The organism is Variovorax boronicumulans, assembly GCF_019352895.1.
In the GTDB taxonomy this organism is placed as follows: domain Bacteria; phylum Pseudomonadota; class Gammaproteobacteria; order Burkholderiales; family Burkholderiaceae_C; genus Variovorax; species Variovorax boronicumulans_A.
On the sequence record NZ_JAAAFX010000009.1, the window covers coordinates 326772 to 344114 of the forward strand.

A 17343-nucleotide genomic window follows, 5' to 3' on the forward strand; every position below is an offset into this window, starting at 1 on the left:
GGCCGAGGCTCGGTGTACGGCGACCGGCCCGCCGCAGCAAGCGCAGGCCCTGGCGCCGGATCAGGCCGCTGTCTGCGGGTAGGTCTCCTTCGGTGAGAACGTGACGTCGAAGGACGGGTAGTTCTGTGAGAAGCTGAACCCGTCCACGAAGGTGCCGCCCGTGTTGTTGACGAGGTGGATTACTGCATCGAGCGCCGTGCGCAGGGCCGGTTCGGTCCAGCCTCCTTCGGTGCCATACGATTCGCCTGCGAAATACAAGCCCGACTGCTTCGAGTGCTGCTGGTTGTATGTCATCAGCTCGTAGCACTGCTGCCAGTTCCGTTGGCGGTACAGCTTGGCGCAGCCACGGTAGCTGAGCTGCTGGGTCCACTGGAAGACCACGCCCTCGCCACTCACATACTTGCTGACCTTGTCTCCGACCGTTTCTTCTGTGATCTGATCGAGCCTGTCCAGCACTTTTGCTGCGAGCGTTGTCGGATCGGTGGCCAGCAATTTCACGGCGTCATCCTCCCAGGTATAGCTGGCCAGCAGGGCCGGTGTGTTGGAGGTGCCCCAACGGACACCGTAAGCATCCTGGAGGAAGGTGTCCGTCACCAGGACCTGCGGGATCTTCGAGGAAGGGAGATCCCAGTAGGCGCTCTGGAGAGGGAAGAAGACCTTGCAGCTCGCGATCAGATGCTGCTCGGCCAACGCGGTCGGCACGGACCAAGGCAGTTGCGCTGTGCTGAAACCCGTGAAGCGGATCGACAGTTGTGCCGCCCAGATGGGGGCGGCGACGATCACGTGGTCCACGGCGAAAGGGTTGTCCTCCAGCTGATCCATGATCAAACTGAATCCCCCATTGTCGAGCTTCCGGATCTCAACGATCGGGGTCTTGAGGAACAACAACGAAGAATTGGAATCGGGATTGTTCGGGGCGCAAACCTCCTCATAGAGCGAGGTGGTGCGATCAGGTGGCGGCAGGTAGAACAGCAGTTCCGACAGCGACTGGATGCCACGATAGAGTGGCGGCGTCAACGGGCGGTTGTCCGAGTCGCGGAGATTCGGGTCGTTGTAGTACGGCAAGGTGCTGGCATTGCGCAAACCCGAAACGCTCTGAAGGTTCGAGTTGTAGCCGAACATCACGCAGCGCAGGAACCACATCGCCCCCACGCTGTAGAACGCGCCCCAGCTTCCGTCGCCCGAGCCGATGGTGTAGAACAGCTTGGACTCCTCTTCGTTCATGCCCAGGCCACCGAACCAGCCATCGTTGTTGTAGGTGGGAATGGCCGGCGTGAAGACCAGGTCGCTGAAGGACATCTTGTCGTAGTGGGTAGCGATCTTTCTCCAGAGGTCGGGCCATTTCTCCGTGACGTACAGGGTGCTCACCGCGTTGGTGAAGAGCGTGACGAAAGTGTTGACCATGTTGGAGATCTTCTGCAGATCGGTGTTCGCCGGCGCCTTGCCCGCCGGCCACATCGTCAGGGTCGGATTCTGATAGGCGCCATTGGGGCCATAGCCGCCGTCCATGTAGATGCCGGTATTGCCGGGCGCCACGCCGGGGTTCGGGAAGTCCGACATCTCAGCCTGTGTTGACATGAGGCCGCCTGTTCTTCGCTGGTCCCAGTTCAGGAAGTAGGACAGCAGGCAGTTCGTCGATTCCCTCGCGTCGCGTCCGTTGTTGAAGAAGGGCATGCGCATGGCTCCCATCTCGAACGAGGTCGTCGCGCCAGGCAGGGATTGGGTGTACAGGCGCCCACTGATGCGGTCGCTGGCCTCGAAGATCACCACCCGATAGCCGGCTCGCCACAGTTCGCGGGCGGCCGTAAGTCCCGCCACACCGGCGCCGACGATGCCCACCGTGACTTTTGCGTTTTTCGTCGTCGGCGCCTTGGCGATCGGCGTGCCGGCCTCGCGCGCGAGGTTCATGAGCCGGAAATAGTTGAACCGCAAGTCCGGCGGGTTGGGATAGTCGGGCATCCAGGGCTGTTGGGGTGAGCTGGCGACATGCGGGAGATCGTTTTGGTAGCCATTGCGCATGAGGACTCCTTTTTCTTGATGACAGTGAAACGGAATTGCCACGACGGCATGCCGCGGCGGCCAAGGCCTTCGGGGCTTGCGTGCCGCTAGGCGGTCCTTGCTTCGTGCAGGCGCAATTCCCTGGCCATTTCCTGGCGCATCGCGAACTTCTGCGCCTTGCCCGTGACGGTCATGGGCAAGGCCTCGACGAAACGGATGTACCTCGGAACCTTGTAGTGCGCGATCTGCCCGCGGCAGAAGCTGCGGATCGCCTCCTCGTCGGGGCGGGTGCCCTGGCGCGGCACGATCCATGCGCAGATCTCTTCGCCGTAACGAGGATCCGGCACGCCGAACACCTGGGCTTCGGCCACGGACGGATGGCGGTAGAGAAACTCCTCGATCTCGCGCGGATAGATGTTCTCGCCGCCGCGAATCAGCATGTCCTTGAGCCGGCCGACGATGTTGCAGTAGCCGTCGGCGTCGAGGGTGGCCAGGTCGCCCGTGCGCATCCAGCCGTCGACCACGGCTTCACGGGTCCGCGCCTCGTCTTCCCAGTAACCGCGCATGACCGAGTAGCCACGCACCCAGAGTTCGCCGGTCCGGCCCGGCGCCACGGCTTCCCCGTCTTCGTCGACCACCTTGGCCTCGAGGTGGGGCTGGATGCGGCCCACCGTCGCCACACGCTGTGCCAGCGAATCGGTGATGGCACTCTGGAACGAGACCGGCGAGGTCTCCGTCATGCCGTATGCGATCGTGACCTCATGCATGTGCATGTCCGAGATCACGCGCTTCATGGTCTCGATGGGGCAGGGCGCGCCGGCCATGATGCCGGTGCGCAGCCGCCGCAGGTCGAACTGGGCGAAGGTGGGAAGCGCGAGCATCGCGACGAACATCGTGGGCACCCCGTGCAGCGCGGTGCAGCGCTCGTTGGCGGCCGCGGCCAGCGTGGCGGCGGGGTCGAAGGATTCGCCGGGGAACACCAGGCAACTGCCGACCGAACAGCAGGCCAGCACGGCCAGGACCATGCCGAAGCAGTGGTAGAGCGGGACCGGTACGCACAGGCGGTCGTCCACGCCCAGCCGCATGGCTTCGGCGACGAAGCGGGCGTTGTTCACCACGTTGTGGTGCGTGAGCAGCGCACCCTTGGGCTGCCCCGTGGTGCCGCTGGTGAACTGGATGTTGATGGGGTCGTGCGCCGAGAGCGTCGTGCCGAGCTGGGCCACGAACCGGAACCGGGCGGGCCCACCCATCTCGAGGACCTCGTTGAAGCCGAACATGCCGGCGCGCGGGCGCGCGCCGAACTGGACGATGGATCGCAATGCCGGCAGGCGTGCCGCCTGCAGCCGCCCAGGGGCCGAGTGGGCGAGTTCCGGGGCCAGCGTTTCCAGCATGCCAAGGTAATCGCTCGACTTCAGGCCCGTCGCGGTGAAGAGGGCTTTCACACCGACCTTGTGGAGCGCGTACTCCAGCTCGGCGACGCGATAGGCAGGATTGATGTTGACCAGCACCGCGCCGATGTGCGCGGTGGCGAACTGGACCAGCACCCACTCGGGACGGTTGGGCGACCAGATGCCCACGCGGTCGCCGCGCCCGATGCCCAGGCTCGACAGGCCCGCTGCGAGGCGCTGCACCTCCTGCGCGAAGCGTCCCCAGCTCCAGCGCACGCCATGCTCGAGAAAGACGAAGGCGTCCCGTTCGGCATGCAGCGAAGCGGTGCGCTCGAGCAGTGCGCCGATGGTCCAGCCGACCAGGGGCGGCGAGGCCTGCCCGCGCACCTGCGACCTGCCGCCTTCCGGCCGCTGCGCACCGGCGAAGGCCGAGGCGCCGAAGCTGGAAAACGGATTCGGCCTCACATCGTCCTCCAGTCGCCGCTGCGCTCGAAGGCGGCCGCGGCGCGGTAGATCGTGCTTTCGTCCCAGTATTTGCCCACCAGCATCATCCCCACGGGCAAGCCGTCGACCAGGCCGCAGGGCACGCTCATCGCCGGATGCCCCGAGGCATCGAAGGGCGCGGTGTTGCCCACCATCTCGAAGGCGCGCGCGATGATCTCCGAGATCGGTGCGCCGGGTTGGGGAATGGGCTGCGCCGTCATCGGCACGGTCGGCATGAGCAGCAGGTCGCATTGCGCGAGGGCGTGGTCGTAGGCCTGGCGCAGCTGGCGGGCCAGGTTCTGCGCCTTGGCGTAGAAGCGGCCGCGGTGGTTGCGCAGCGCCCATTCGCCCACGAACATCGAGATCTTCAGCGAGGGCGAGAGTTCGTCCGCCCGCGCGCGCCAGCCCGCATGCTTCTCCATCAGGCTCGAGAGGTACATGCCGCGCCAATTGAAGCCCATGCCGTTGCCATGCATCATCTGCATCTGCAGTCCCTCGAGCGCGATCGGCGTCCAGATGGCGGTGCCGTCCAGGTGCATGGGCACGCTCAGTTCGGTCACATGGGCGCCCGCGGCGGTGAGCCGAGCGGCCGCGGCCCGCACCTTGGCATCGACCGCCGGATCGCTGCCGGCCGTTCCGAAGCCTTCGCGCAGGATGCCGATGCGCAGGCCTTCGATGCCCTGGCGCAGCGCATCGGTGTAGCGCGCGGTGCGGGTGCCGCATTGCCGGGGATCGAGTCCGTCCTCGCCGGCGATCACTTCGAGCAGCAGTGCGTTGCCGGCGACGGTGGAAGTGATCGGGCCCAGGTGGTCGATGGTCGCTTCGATCGGCATCGCACCGGTGTAGGGGACCAGCCCGAAGGTGGGCTTCATGCCGTAGCAGCCCGAGAAGGCCGAGGGAATCCGGATCGAGCCGCCCTGGTCGCCGCCGATGGCCAGATCGATTTCGCCGGCGCCGACCAGCGCGCCGCACCCAGACGACGAGCCGCCGGCGATGTAGCCCCTGCGCCAGGGGTTGTGCACCGGGCCGGTGGCGTTGGTATGGCTGCCGCCCGACAGGCAGAAGTACTCGCAGTGCGCTTTGCCCACGATCGTCGCGCCCGCGTCCAGGACGCGGGTCGCGACGGTCGCATCGGCCTCGGGCACATAGCCTTCGAGGGTCGAGGCACCGTTCATCATCTGCACGCCGGCCAGCGCGATGTTGTCCTTGAGCGCCACGCGTTGTCCCGCCAGCGGGCCCGAGGCCGCACCCCGGATGTCCGTCTGGACGTACCAGGCGTTCATCGCGTTGTCCTCGGCCGGCGGCCGATGGCCCGGGGTGCGCGGGTACTTCACGGGCGGCAGGAAGTCCGGCATCTGGTCGATGCGGTCGTAGGAGGCGAAGTTGGCTTCCATCAGGCCGAGGTACTCCGCGAGCTCCGCGTCGGAGGGCCGCATGTGCAGGGCGCCGGCAATGGCACGGAGTTGTTCGAGATCGGGGCGGCGCAGGGTCATGACGGGTCTTTCGGAAGGAAGGTGACGGGGCGGATGCCGGTCGGGATCCGCAGCGCGGCGCGCGGCGGGCTGTGGGTGTTCCTGTGAAGGGCGAGGGCGGGCCGGCGCCTGCGGTTCGCGCGCCGCACCGAAGCCGAGCAGCGCGGACAGCGCCCCCGGATCACGCAACTGCGGGCCGGAGAGCGCCTGCGTGATGGCACCTTTCTCGAGCAGCAGCACGCGGTCGGAGCAGTCGAGGATGAAGTCGAGGTTCTGCTCGGCCACCAGCATGGAGAGGCCCTCGCGCTCGCGCAGCGCCTTCAGCGTGGCGGCGATCTCGTCGATGATGTTGGGCTGGATGCCCTCGGTCGGTTCGTCGAGCAGCAGCAGCCAAGGCGAGGGCACCAGGGCGCGCGCGAGCGCGAGCAGCTGCTGCTCGCCGCCCGAGAGCGCGCCGCCGGGTCGCTCCAGCAGGCGTTCCAGCCGCGGAAACAGCGCCAGCACGCGCGCGACGGCGTCCGCCTCGGGCTCGGCCTGGCGCTGCCAGGCGATGCGCAGGTTCTCCCGCACGCTCAGGGCCAGCAGGATGCCCCGGCCCTGCGGCACGTAGCCGATGCCCGAGCGCGCGCGTTGGTGCGTGGCCAGGCGCGCCAGGTCCTGGCCATGGGCCTCGAGCGCGCCGGCGCGCACGGGGAGCAGGCCGGCGAGGGTCTTCATCAGCGTCGTCTTGCCCATGCCGTTGGCGCCGAGCACGCCGACGATCTCGCCCGCATGCACGCTCAGGCTCAGGTCGCGCAGCACGGTCATGGCGCCGTAGCCGGCCTCCAGGTGCCGGGCCTCGAGCACCGGCGGCTCGGGGGATGTCGGGATGTCCGGGATCGGGTGGCTCATCTGCGTTTGCCCAGGTAGACGTCGCGTACTCTGTCGTCGGCCAGCACCTGCGCCGCGGGCCCCTCGGTCAGGATGCGTCCCTGGTGAAAGACCGTCACGGCGTGGGCGATGCGCCGCACGAAGTTCATGTCGTGCTCGACCACCACCACGGTCGCGCGGGCCGCGAGCGCGGTCACCAGCTCGGCCATCCGCTCGACCTCGCTGCGCGTCAGCCCTCCCGCGGGTTCGTCGAGCAGCACCAGCCAGGGGTCCGGCGCGAGCACCACGCCGAGTTCGACGACCTGGCGCTGCCCATGCGCGAGCAGGCCGGTCGGCCGGTGCACGATCGGGCCCAGGTCCAGCGCGTCGATCAGCTCGCCGACCCTGGCCTTCACCGCCGCGGCGCTGCGCGAGCGCACGGCGCGCGCGGCGAGCCACAGGTTCTCGTGGACCGTGAGCGCGTTCATCAGGCTGGGCACCTGCGTCTTGACGCCGACGCCGCGCTGCGCGATGTCGTGCTTCTCCAGCCCGACGATCGATTCGCCCGCCAGCTGGATGTCGCCTTCGGTCGGGCGGTACTGGCCGCTCAGGCATTTGAAGAAGGTCGACTTGCCGGCGCCGTTGGGCCCGATCAGGCAGCGCAGCTCGTGGCGCGCGAGCCGCATCGAGACGCCGTCGACGGCGTTCACGCCGCCGAAGCGCATGGCGACACCGGTGGCCTCCACGACGGTTTCAGCGGCCATCGTCGGACCGCGCTTCAGTGGCGGATGGCGTGCCGCGTCGGCGCAGCCGCTCGACGCCGCGCTGGAGCGCAGGCAGCACGCCCTGCGGCAGGAACAGCACGACCAGCACCAGCAGCGCGCCCATGACCACGGCGTTGTCCACGGTCTGCTGCGATCCCAGCACGCCCTTGAGCGCACCCAGCATCGCGGCCCCGAGCATCGGACCGGCCAGCGTGCCCAGTCCGCCCACCAGCACCCAGATGATGATCTCGGCCGACACGCCCAGCGAGAACACTTCGGGCGTCACGATCTCGGCCCAACAGGCATACAGCACGCCGGCCAGGCCGGCCAGCGCGCCTCCGATGCCGAAGGCCAGGGTCTTGGCCGCGCGCGTGTCGTAACCGCAGAGTTCGGCCCGGAGTTCGTTCTCGCGGATGCCGGCCAGCAGGCGACCGAAGGATGTGGTCGTGAGCCAGCGGCAGAGCAGCCAGGCACCGAGCAACACGGCAGAGGCGACGCCGTACAGGGCCGTGCCGGTGATGGCGGTCTCCGGCTGGCCCGGGACGTTCAGCGTCGGGAAGCCGGGGATGCCGTTGAAGCCGCCGAGCTTGGCGTCGCCTATCGCATAGGCCGAACCGGCCGTGCTGTTGGCGTACTTGAAGAGCACCAGCGTCGCGACCAGCGTGATCACGCCCAGGTAGACGTCGCCAATCCGGCCGTAGAACATCATGGCGCCGAGCGCCAGCGCGAAGGCGCCGCTCAGGGCCACGGCCAGCAAAACGGCGCCGGTCGACTCGCCGAAGTTGATGGCGGCGACCGCATAGGCATAGGCGCCCAGGCCGTAGAACGCCGCCTGGCCGAAGCACAGAATGCCGCTGATCCCCCAGACGAAGGCCAGCGACAGGGCCAGCAGTGCATAGACCACCAGCAGGGTCAGCGCGTACGCGCTGAACACCCAGGGCGCGAGCAGCAGTCCAAGCGCGGCCAGCGCGAACGCGGCCCACCAGGCGGCCGGGATGCCGTGGCGGGAGGGGCCGGCCGGATGCGGTTGGGGGCGTGCCGGATGCGGGCGGCGGATCGATGGCGTCATGCGGCGCCCTTGAACCAGCGCGAGGTGATGCCCAGCGGCATCCAGCGCAGCAGCACCATCGCTGCCAGCAGCAAGGCGATTTCGCCGACCACCGGTGTGGCAAGCGCTTCGAAGACCTTGGCCACGCTGCCCAGCAGAACGCTGCCCGCCACCGTGCCGGTGACCACCGACGCACCGCCCGTGATCACCGTGATGAAGGCCTTCGCGATGAACTGCCCGCCTGCATTCGGCGTGAGGCCGACCAGCGGCGACAGCACGCCGCCTGCCAGCCCCGACAGCATGCTGCCTGCCACGAAGGTGCCCATGTAGATGGTCCTCGGTGCGTGGCCCAGGGCCGCGGCGATGTCGGCCGATTGCATGGCGCCGCGCACCACCAGCCCGACGCGGGTGTAGCGCAGCACGACGAAGAGGGTGGTGAGCAGCGCCACCGTCACCCCGATCACGAACAGGCCGTAGCCACCGACGCGGTAGGCGCCGATCTCGATCGGGCCGAGCGGGTTGGGCACGCCGGTGGTGGTGGCGCCGAACACCATCGAGAACATCCCGCTGGTGGCCAGCGACAGGCCCCAGGTGGCCAGCATGGTGTCCACCGTGCGGCCGTACAGCCACTGGATCACGAGGCGCTCCACCAGCAGCCCGTACAGGCCCACGGCGAGCGGCGCCACCAGCAGCATGGCGATCCAGATGTTGCAACCCCACTGCAGCGCGACGATGGTGGCGTAGCCGCCCAGCACGATGAACTCGCCGTGCGCGAGGTTGATCACGCGCATCAGGCCGAACACCAAAGCCAGGCCTGCGGCCGTCAGGGCCAGCGTGGCGATGGTGTAGAGCAGGTCGAACAGTCCGACGAGTGCGAGGTCCATGGGGAGAGCTTCGTGGTGCTGCAGGAAAGAGCGCGGTGCCCTGGCGTCAGAGCTTGATCTCGTGCTGCACGCTGGCGTTGGGTGTCTTGCGCAGGTCGCACACGGCCTGTGTCTCGCGGGGCGGGCGCTGCGCGAAGGACTGCTTCACGTTGAGCTTCTGGTCCTGGATCTCGATCACGTGCACATCCAGCGTCACGTGATGGGTCTGGCCGTCGACCTGCACCTTGCCCGACGGGCCGTCGATCGAGACGCCGCCGGCCATGGCCTTGGCCACGTCGTCATGACGCACGTTGCCCGCGCGCCTCACGCCTTCGGCCCAGAGCTGGATGCCCTGGTAGTGAAAGACCGCGAGCTCGTGGATCACCTTGGTGTTGCCTGCGAACTTCTTGCTCCAGGCGTCGAGGAAGGCCGCGTTGGCAGGCGTCTTCAGTTCCGGCGAGTAGTTGTAGGCGACCAGGATGCCGTTGCCTTCGGCCGCTGTCAGTGCCCGGTGCTCGTTGCCGACGCCCAGCGTGGTCGACGCCATCGGGATGCGCGACTTCATCCCTGCCGCCGCCCATTGCCGGTAGAAAGACAGATGGGCGCCACCCACCAGCGCGCTGATCACGAAGTCCGGCTTGGCCTGCTGGATCTTGGCGATGCTCGAATTGAAGTCCGCCACATCGAGTGGAAAGAACTCCACGCCCACGGCACTCCCCCCGTTGTCCTTGAGAAACTTCTGGAACCACGTGGCCATGTACTGGCCGTAGTTGTAGTCGGCCGCGAGGATGTAGGCCTTCTTGCCCCATTGCTTCATCGCATACGGCACCAGCACCTCGGCCTGCTGGGCCGGCGTCGTGCCGGTGAGAAAGGTGTTGGCATCGCACACGCCGCCTTCGTACAGCGGCGTGTACACATACAGCAGCTTCTGCCGGTTGAGCAGCGGGCGGATGGCTTCGCGCGAGGCCGAGAGGATGCCGCCGATGACGACGTCCACTTTGTCCTGGCGTGCAAGCTGCTGCGCGAACTTGGTGTAGAGCGCCATGTTCGATTGCGTGTCGTAGCCGACCTTGGTCACCGGCCGCCCCGCGAGCCCGCCGGCCGCGTTGATCTGGTCGATGGCGAGGTCGGTCGCCATGTCCATGGCCTTGCCATAGGCGTCGAAGTTGCCCGAGGTGTCGAGCAGGCTGCCGAGCTTGATAGGGTCGGCCGCCAGCGCGGACGACAGGGGCAGCAGGCTGCCGGCCAGCAAGGCCGAGCCGTGGAGAAGCACTTTTCTGCGATGGGCTTGCATGGGCGTCTTTCGTGGTGTCAGGAGGAAGAGGCGGGCGCGGGGATGGGGGTGGGAGCGGGGCGGGCCTTGGCATGGTCTGCGGCGGCACGGCTGTGGTCGGCTTCGGCGCGTGCAATCTGCGGCAGGCTGAGGTCCAGGTCCGCGCCGACGGCCTCGCCCAGCCGTTTGAGCACTGGCAGGCGCAAGGCCATGTCGTAGATCGCATCGATCGGGCCGGCGCTGCCCGCACCCTCCGCATGTGCGGATGCACCGGCGCCGAAGCCCGAGACGTGGTTGATCCGTATCGATTCGATCTTCTCGAGCGGTTTGGCCATCTTTTCGGCCAGGGTCGGCAGCACCTCGAGGCGCGCGAGCTCCAGCTTCATACGCACCAGGTCCGGGCTTTGCGTGTTGTCGGCTGCGATCCGGCGCGTCAGTGCGTGCGCTTCGGCCTCGCCGCGTGTCTGCAGCGCACCCGCGCGCAGGGCGTCGGCTTGGACCTCGGCCTGCGCCTGGGCCAACAGGCGCGTGGTCTCGGTCTGCGTCTTGAGCGCATCGACCTCGGCCTCCTGTGCCGAACGGGCGAGGGCCAGTTCTCGCTGCCTGCGCTGCGTGGCCAGGTCGCGTTCCGCCAGGCCGCTTTCCTGGGCCAACGCCAGCAGCGTGCGGGCGCGGTCATTTGCCACGGCGGCCTGGGCCTCGCCTTCCTGCTGCCTCGACAGTTCGATGGCGTGCGCGACGCGCTGCAGCTCGGTGGCCAGTTGGCCGGCCATGCGCGCCTGCTCGAGCGCATGTTCGCGCGCGATCTCCGCGGCCGCGAATTCGCGCTCTCGCGCCAGCCGCGCCTGCTCGGCGATCTGCTGGGCTTCTTCCCGCGCGCGGGCCCGGCCGGCTTCGCCATGCGAGCGGCTGCGCTCGAGCGCCAGCTGCTGCGCGATCTGGGCCTGTTGTTCCTCGGCGGAGATCTCGAGGCGGCGCTTGGTGGCGATCAGTTGCGTCTCGGCCACCACCACTTCGGCGTCGGCCTCCGTGGCCGCCCTGCGCTTCTTGTTGTCTGCCACGATCTCGGCCAGCTTGCGCATGCCCACGGCGTTGAAGACGTTGTTCTCGTTCAGGGCCGACAGCGGCGTCTGGTCGAAATGCAGCAAGGACACCGTCTCGAGCTTCAGCCCGCCCTGCGCCAGGTCCGCCGCCACAGCGTCGCGTACGGCCGCCACGAAGTCGGTGCGTCGCACATGGAGTTCGTCCAGCGTGTGCGCGGCGACGTAGCTTTGCATCGCATCGATGAAGCGGCCTTCGAGCAGGTGGCCCAACTCGTTGGAGCGCAGCAGGCGTGCGCCGTAGGTCTGCACGGCCAGCGCGACGCTGGCGGCGTCGGGCATCACGCGGACGCGGAACTCGACCGTCGTGTCCACGCGCAGACGGTCTTCGGTCAGCAGTCCGCTGCCGGCCGCGCGCTCCACCACGATGCGCTGTGCGCGCATGCTGACTTCGTCGACGCGGTGCAGCATTGGCAGGGCGAAAAACCCGCCCTGTAGCGCAACCCGGTGCCCGCCCGCGCCCGTGCGCAGCAGGGCCACGTCATGCGTGGACTTGCGGTAGAAGCGCTGGAGAAAGGCGATGACCGCGATGACGGCGACGGTCACCAGGATGATCCATGCGATCAGTGCCACGTCGACCTCCGGGCGCTTGATGAGCCAGTCAATTTATTTTCCATGGAAAGCATATTACTTTCCATGGAAATTAATCGGACGCGTGAAAACCCTGAGCGTTTACCGCCCTCAGAAGCTGCGGATGACTTCGAAGAAGTGGCCGTCGGCCTGTGCGAGGTGCACCGGGTACTGCATGCTGTCGTTGCCTTGCCAGTTGATGCCGCGCACGCCGCCGAAGACGCCGCGTCGAGGGCCTGGAACAAGCAGCGAACGAGCGGCCAGGGCCGCCGCGAAATGGATACCCTCGTAGGTCGATTGGCCCAGCGCGTTGAGCGTCGGCGCACGCGCGCCGAAGCGCTGCTGGTAGCGCTCTTTGAAGGCTGCATTGGCTTCGCCGCCCAGCGCGCCGAAGTAACCCGAGCTCACATAGAGACCGCGCGTGTTGGCCGCACCGATGGCGAGCAGCATGTTCTCCTCGACGGCGCAGGACAGTCGCAATGTCTTCGTGTCCAGACCCGACTGGCCGAAGGCGCGATTGAAGTCCACTGCGTCCTGGCCCACGAGCGACAGCAGCAGGGCGTCCGGCCGCGCGTCCTCCACCGCCTGCAGGACGGCGTCGAGGTCGGTGGTGCCGAAGGGCACGTAGTGCTCGCAGAGCACTTGGCCGCCCGCTTGCGCCACGTAGTGCCGCGCGAGCTGGTGCGAAACCCGCGGCCACTCGTAGTCGTTGCCGATGAACATCCAGCGCCGTGCGCTGCGCTCACGCACGAACATGTCGATTGCGGGGCGAAGCTGTCGCTCCGGCGTTTCGCCGATCGCGTAGAGACCCGGCGCCTGTGCACGGCCTTCGTGCAGTGCTGTGTACACATAGGGCACGCGGCCTTGCGAGCCTTCGAGGATCGCCTTGCGGACCGAACTGGTGTGCATCCCGACGATCGCGTCGACGCCCGCCTCGCACACCGCAGAGCGTGCCTGTGCGACCAGGCCGTCGCACTCGTCGGAGGCATCGAAGACGCGCAGTGCCAATGTCCGGCCCTGCAGCGCATCGGTGCGGTTGATCTCCTCGGCGGCGAGCGTCGCGCAGGCGATGGCGGACGGCCCCCAGATGCCCGCCACCCCGAGGGTCGGCACGAACAGGCCGATCGAATAGACATCGCGGTCCTTGACCGGCGCGGTCTCGTCCCAGTCCTGAATGTGAAAGGGCGTGGCGGACCGGCGCATCTTGCGATGGTTGAACATGCTCAAGCGGGATTGCACGCGCATCGGCTCGGTCCAGTGGTCGAGGGAACTGTGAGTCAGTGTAAGAGCGAATACTTTCCGCGGCAACTAAATATAGAATCCGGATAAATGTCACGCATCGCTCCATGCAACGCACATATCTGACCCACTTGCTCGAACAGGCCCAGCGCCGCGTGTCGCGCGATCTCGACCGGGAGCTCGCGCAGGTGGGCGCCTCCGGCGAGCAGTGGCGGGTGTTGGACAGCCTGTCGGACGAGGCCGGGCGGCCGATCGGTGAGCTGGCCACGCTGCTGTCGATGAATCCGCCGACCATGACCAAGCTCATCGACCGCATGGTCGGCACCGGCCTGGTCCAGCGGATCGCGGACGTCACGGACAACCGGCGGGTGCTGGTGTTCATCACCGATGCCGGCCTTGAACTGGTCGCCAAGCTCTCGTCGCGCGCCGACGCCTTTCACGCCAACCTTTCGGCCGCGCTCAGCCCCGCCGAGCAGGCGCAGCTGTCGAAGCTGCTGAGTTGCCTGGTTTCTCGCTGACAGGACCACGCCGATGCGCCGTCTGACGGCGCCATGAAACACCGCGTGACGGTGCTTCACATGCCCGAGGCATAGGGCGCGAAACCGCGCTGGTTCTCGTCGATCTGCAGCGTGCGGCCCAGCGGCGGAAAGGCGCGCTGGGCGCAGTCGGCGCGGTCGCAGACCTTGCAGCCGGCGCCGATCAGCGTGGCGGCGTCGGGGTCGATCAGGTTGACGCCCTTGCCGTAGACCAGCCGATCGGCATAGCGCGCGTCGCAGCCCAGCGCCACCGCGAACATGCGCTTGGGCGTGCCGTAGCCGCTGCGCCGGTGCTCGACGGTGCGGGCGATCCAGAGGTAGGTGCGGCCGTCGGGCATGCGCGAGAGCTGCGTGAGGATCGCGCCGGGCTGCGAGAAGGCCTCGTAGACGTTCCACAGCGGACAGGTGCCGCCGTGGCGCGAGAAATGGAAGTCGGCCGTCGACTGCCGCTTCGACACGTTGCCCGCACGGTCGACCCGCACGAAGAAGAAGGGGATGCCCTGGCCCGGCGCGTGCCGCATGGTCGACAACCGATGCTCGATGGTCTCGAAGCCGACGCCGAAACGGTCGCTCAGCAGTTCGAGGTCGTAGCGCAGCGCGTGGGCCGCCTCCTGGAACAGGCGGTTCGGCAGCACCAGTGCGCCCGCGAAATGGTTGGCGAAACCGAGCCGGGCCAGGCTTCGGGCTTGCGAACTGGTGAAGGATTCCGCCGTCGTGAAGGCATCGATGCGGTCGCCCATCTCGAGAAAGGCCAGCTGCACGCCGAGCTGGAAGGCCTGCTGGCCGGCGTCCATGTCGGTCGCCAGCGACAGCGTGCCGGTGGCCGCGTCGTAGCTGCGCAGCGCATGGTCAGAGCTGCGGCCGGCCGTGTCCTGGCGCTCCTGGATGCGCACCTGCACGCCGTGGCGCTTGCGCAGCCGCTCCAGCAGGCGGGCGCGCAGCTCGACGGCGCTGACGGTGCCGGCGGGCAGTCCGGCCATCAGCGTGGCATGCAACTGCTCCGCGAGCTCGTCCAGCACGGCCATGTGGTGGTGGCGGGCATAGAAGAACTCGCGCACTTCTTCATAGGGCTGCAGCCGGGCAGCGGGGTCGCCGGCCAGCCGGTCGCCGTCGGCGCCGGCGGCCAGCGAGGACAGCTGTTCCTCGACCGCGCGCGAGCGCTTGTGAAGATTGAGCAGCACCCGGGTGACCGCGGGCAGCTGCGAGGCCACGACCTTGGCTTCGGCCAGCGGCACCGCGTTGGCCTCCGAGCCGTCGGCGAACACGGGTTGCAGTTCGCTCAGCCGCCGGGCGTTCTCGTCATCCGAGAACAACTGCAGGTCGATACCATGGGCTGCCTGCAGGCGCAGCAGCACGGGCACGGTCAGGGGGCGCTGGTCGTTCTCGATCTGGTTGAGGTAGCTTGGCGAGATCTTGAGCGAAGCGGCCAGCGCGGCCTGGGTCAGGCCCTGCTGTTCCCGCAATGTCTTGAGGCGGACCCCCATGTAGGCTTTGGTCATCTTCGCAAACCTTGCAAATTTACAGGGGCGATTGTCCACATTACTTGCCCTCTGCCGTTGTTGATCGTCCCTATTTTTGCGAAGATTGCAACGTTATGACAGATTCGATTGAGAAAAACATGAGCAATGCCGCGGATTTGGAATCTTGGAACAAGGCTGCCGCCAAGTCCGCCCCCGGCGGCGACGTGAGCGCGCTGAACTGGCGCACGCCCGACGGCATCACGGTCAAGGCGCTGTACACCGCGGCCGACCTGGTGGGCCTGAAGTACACCGACACGCTGCCCGGCTTCGAGCCCTACCTGCGCGGCCCGCAGGCCACCATGTACGCGGTGCGCCCCTGGACCATCCGCCAGTACGCCGGCTTCTCGACCGCCGAGGAATCGAACGCCTTCTACCGCAAGGCGCTGGCCGCGGGCGGGCAGGGCGTGAGCGTGGCCTTCGACCTGGCCACCCACCGCGGCTACGACAGCGACCATCCGCGCGTGACCGGCGACGTGGGCAAGGCCGGCGTGGCGATCGACTCGGTCGAGGACATGAAGATCCTGTTCGACCAGATTCCGCTGGACAAGGTGAGCGTGTCCATGACCATGAACGGCGCCGTGCTGCCGGTGCTGGCAGGCTACGTGGTCGCGGCCGAAGAGCAGGGCGTGGCGCAGGACCAGCTGAGCGGAACCATCCAGAACGACATCCTCAAGGAGTTCATGGTCCGCAACACCTACATCTTCCCGCCCGCGCCGAGCATGCGGATCATCGGTGACATCATCGAGTACACGGCGCAGAAGATGCCCAAGTTCAACTCGATCTCGATCAGCGGCTACCACATGCAGGAAGCCGGCGCCAACCAGGCGCTGGAGCTGGCCTTCACGCTGGCCGACGGCAAGGAGTACGTGAAGACCGCCCTGGCCAAGGGCCTGGACGTCGACGGCTTCGCCGGGCGCCTGAGCTTCTTCTGGGCCATCGGCATGAACTTCTACCTCGAAGTCGCCAAGATGCGCGCCGCACGCCTGCTGTGGTGCAAGATCATGAAGGAGTTCAACCCCAAGAACCCCAAGAGCCTGATGCTGCGCACCCACTGCCAGACCTCGGGCTGGTCGCTGACCGAGCAGGACCCGTACAACAACGTGGTGCGCACCACCATCGAGGCCATGGCCGCGGTGTTCGGCGGCACGCAGTCGCTGCACACCAACGCGCTCGACGAAGCCATCGCGCTGCCCACCGAATTCAGCTCGCGCATCGCGCGCAACACGCAGCTCATCATCCAGGAAGAGACCCACATCACCAGCGTGATCGACCCCTGGGCCGGCAGCTACATGATGGAGAAGCTCACGCAGGACATGGCCGATGCGGCCTGGACCATCATCGAGGAGGTCGAGGCCATGGGCGGCATGACCAAGGCGGTCGACAGCGGCTGGGCCAAGCTCAAGATCGAAGCCGCCGCGGCCGACAAGCAGGCGCGCATCGACTCCGGCCGCGACGTGATCGTGGGCGTGAACAAGTACAAGCTCAAGACGGAGGACGCGATCGACAGCCTGTCGATCGACAACGTCAAGGTGCGCGACGGACAGATCGCCAAGCTGCAGGCCATCCGCGCCACGCGCGACACTGTCAAGACCCAGGCCGCGCTCGATGCACTCACGGCCGCCGCCGAGAGCGGCGAAGGCAACCTGCTGGCGCTGAGCATCGACGCGGTGCGGCTGCGCGCCACGGTCGGCGAGATCAGCGACGCGCTGGAAAAGGTCTACGGCCGGCATCGCGCCGACACGCAGAAGGTCACGGGCGTCTACGCCGCGGCCTACGACTCGGCCGAAGGCTGGGAGGCGCTGCAGAACGAGATCGCGGCCTTCGCCGAGGAGCAGGGCCGCCGCCCGCGCGTGATGATCTCCAAGCTGGGCCAGGACGGCCACGACCGCGGCGCCAAGGTGGTGGCCACGGCCTTCGCCGACCTGGGCTTCGACGTCGACATGGGGCCGCTGTTCCAGACGCCCGAGGAATGCGCGCGCCAGGCCATCGAGAACGACGTGCATGCGGTGGGCGTGAGCACGCTCGCGGCCGGCCACAAGACGCTGGTGCCCGCGATCATCGCGGAGCTCAAGAAGCAGGGCGCCGACGACATCATCGTGTTCGTCGGCGGCGTGATCCCGCGCGGCGACTACGAGATGCTCTACGAGGCCGGCGTGAAGGGCATCTACGGCCCGGGCACGCCGATTCCGGCGAGCGCCAAGGACGTGCTCGAACAGATCCGCGCGGCCGTCGCCGCCTGA

At 67.5% G+C, this 17343-nt stretch carries 12 protein-coding genes and 1 pseudogene; 2 read left to right on the top strand and 11 right to left on the bottom strand.

Features of this window, described 5'->3' with window-relative positions; translation table 11 throughout:
• Nucleotides 1-60 precede the first annotated feature (60 nt).
• From K0H49_RS30910 to K0H49_RS20770, 10 genes and pseudogenes are all read right to left on the bottom strand, one after another.
• Complete coding sequence (locus K0H49_RS30910; RefSeq protein ID WP_219216490.1) at nt 61-2019, bottom strand: flavin monoamine oxidase family protein; 1959 nt, start codon at nt 2017-2019, stop codon at nt 61-63.
• 86 nt (nt 2020-2105) lie between these two features.
• A complete protein-coding gene (locus K0H49_RS20735; RefSeq protein ID WP_374122395.1) occupies nt 2106-3851 on the bottom strand; it encodes an AMP-binding protein in 1746 nt (581 codons plus the stop codon).
• Nucleotides 3848-5362 carry an amidase gene (locus tag K0H49_RS20740; protein ID WP_257625154.1) on the bottom strand — a complete coding sequence of 505 codons (1515 nt, stop codon included), beginning with the start codon at nt 5360-5362 and terminating at the stop codon, nt 3848-3850. The genes K0H49_RS20735 and K0H49_RS20740 overlap by 4 nt, the downstream gene beginning before the upstream one ends.
• Before the next feature lie 357 nt (nt 5363-5719).
• Nucleotides 5720-6232: pseudogene (locus tag K0H49_RS30730) on the bottom strand (ABC transporter ATP-binding protein); the annotation flags it as partial.
• A complete protein-coding gene (locus K0H49_RS20745) occupies nt 6229-6954 on the bottom strand; it encodes an ATP-binding cassette domain-containing protein (protein WP_219216493.1) in 726 nt (241 codons plus the stop codon). The pseudogene K0H49_RS30730 and the gene K0H49_RS20745, both read right to left, overlap by 4 nt.
• Nucleotides 6944-8023 carry a branched-chain amino acid ABC transporter permease gene (locus K0H49_RS20750; protein ID WP_219216495.1) on the bottom strand — a complete coding sequence of 360 codons (1080 nt, stop codon included), beginning with the start codon at nt 8021-8023 and terminating at the stop codon, nt 6944-6946. Before K0H49_RS20750 ends, K0H49_RS20745 begins: the two co-directional genes overlap by 11 nt.
• The gene (locus K0H49_RS20755) at nt 8020-8886 is read right to left on the bottom strand and encodes a branched-chain amino acid ABC transporter permease (RefSeq protein WP_219216497.1); all 867 of its coding nucleotides are present in this window, start codon (nt 8884-8886) and stop codon (nt 8020-8022) included. The genes K0H49_RS20750 and K0H49_RS20755 overlap by 4 nt, the downstream gene beginning before the upstream one ends.
• 46 nt (nt 8887-8932) lie before the next feature.
• Nucleotides 8933-10159 (bottom strand): urea ABC transporter substrate-binding protein, encoded by a 1227-nt coding sequence (locus K0H49_RS20760; protein ID WP_219216499.1) that lies wholly within the window; start codon nt 10157-10159, stop codon nt 8933-8935.
• Nucleotides 10160-10176: 17 nt separating this feature from the next.
• Complete coding sequence (locus K0H49_RS20765) at nt 10177-11811, bottom strand: flotillin family protein (protein ID WP_219216501.1); 1635 nt, start codon at nt 11809-11811, stop codon at nt 10177-10179.
• A 108-nt stretch (nt 11812-11919) separates the two neighbouring features.
• Complete coding sequence (locus K0H49_RS20770; RefSeq protein ID WP_257625048.1) at nt 11920-13053, bottom strand: substrate-binding domain-containing protein; 1134 nt, start codon at nt 13051-13053, stop codon at nt 11920-11922.
• 125 nt (nt 13054-13178) lie between these two features.
• Between K0H49_RS20770 and K0H49_RS20775 the strand changes: the two genes are divergently transcribed.
• Complete coding sequence (locus K0H49_RS20775; RefSeq protein WP_219216503.1) at nt 13179-13565, top strand: MarR family winged helix-turn-helix transcriptional regulator; 387 nt, start codon at nt 13179-13181, stop codon at nt 13563-13565.
• Between the two features lie 56 nt (nt 13566-13621).
• Here the strand turns inward: K0H49_RS20775 and K0H49_RS20780 are convergent, their stop codons facing one another.
• The gene (locus K0H49_RS20780; RefSeq protein ID WP_219216506.1) at nt 13622-15082 is read right to left on the bottom strand and encodes a short-chain fatty acyl-CoA regulator family protein; all 1461 of its coding nucleotides are present in this window, start codon (nt 15080-15082) and stop codon (nt 13622-13624) included.
• Nucleotides 15083-15201: 119 nt separating this feature from the next.
• On the opposite strand from K0H49_RS20780, the gene scpA reads away from it, so the two are divergent.
• Entirely contained in the window at nt 15202-17343 is a 2142-nt protein-coding gene (gene scpA, locus K0H49_RS20785; RefSeq protein WP_257625049.1) for a methylmalonyl-CoA mutase, read from the top strand.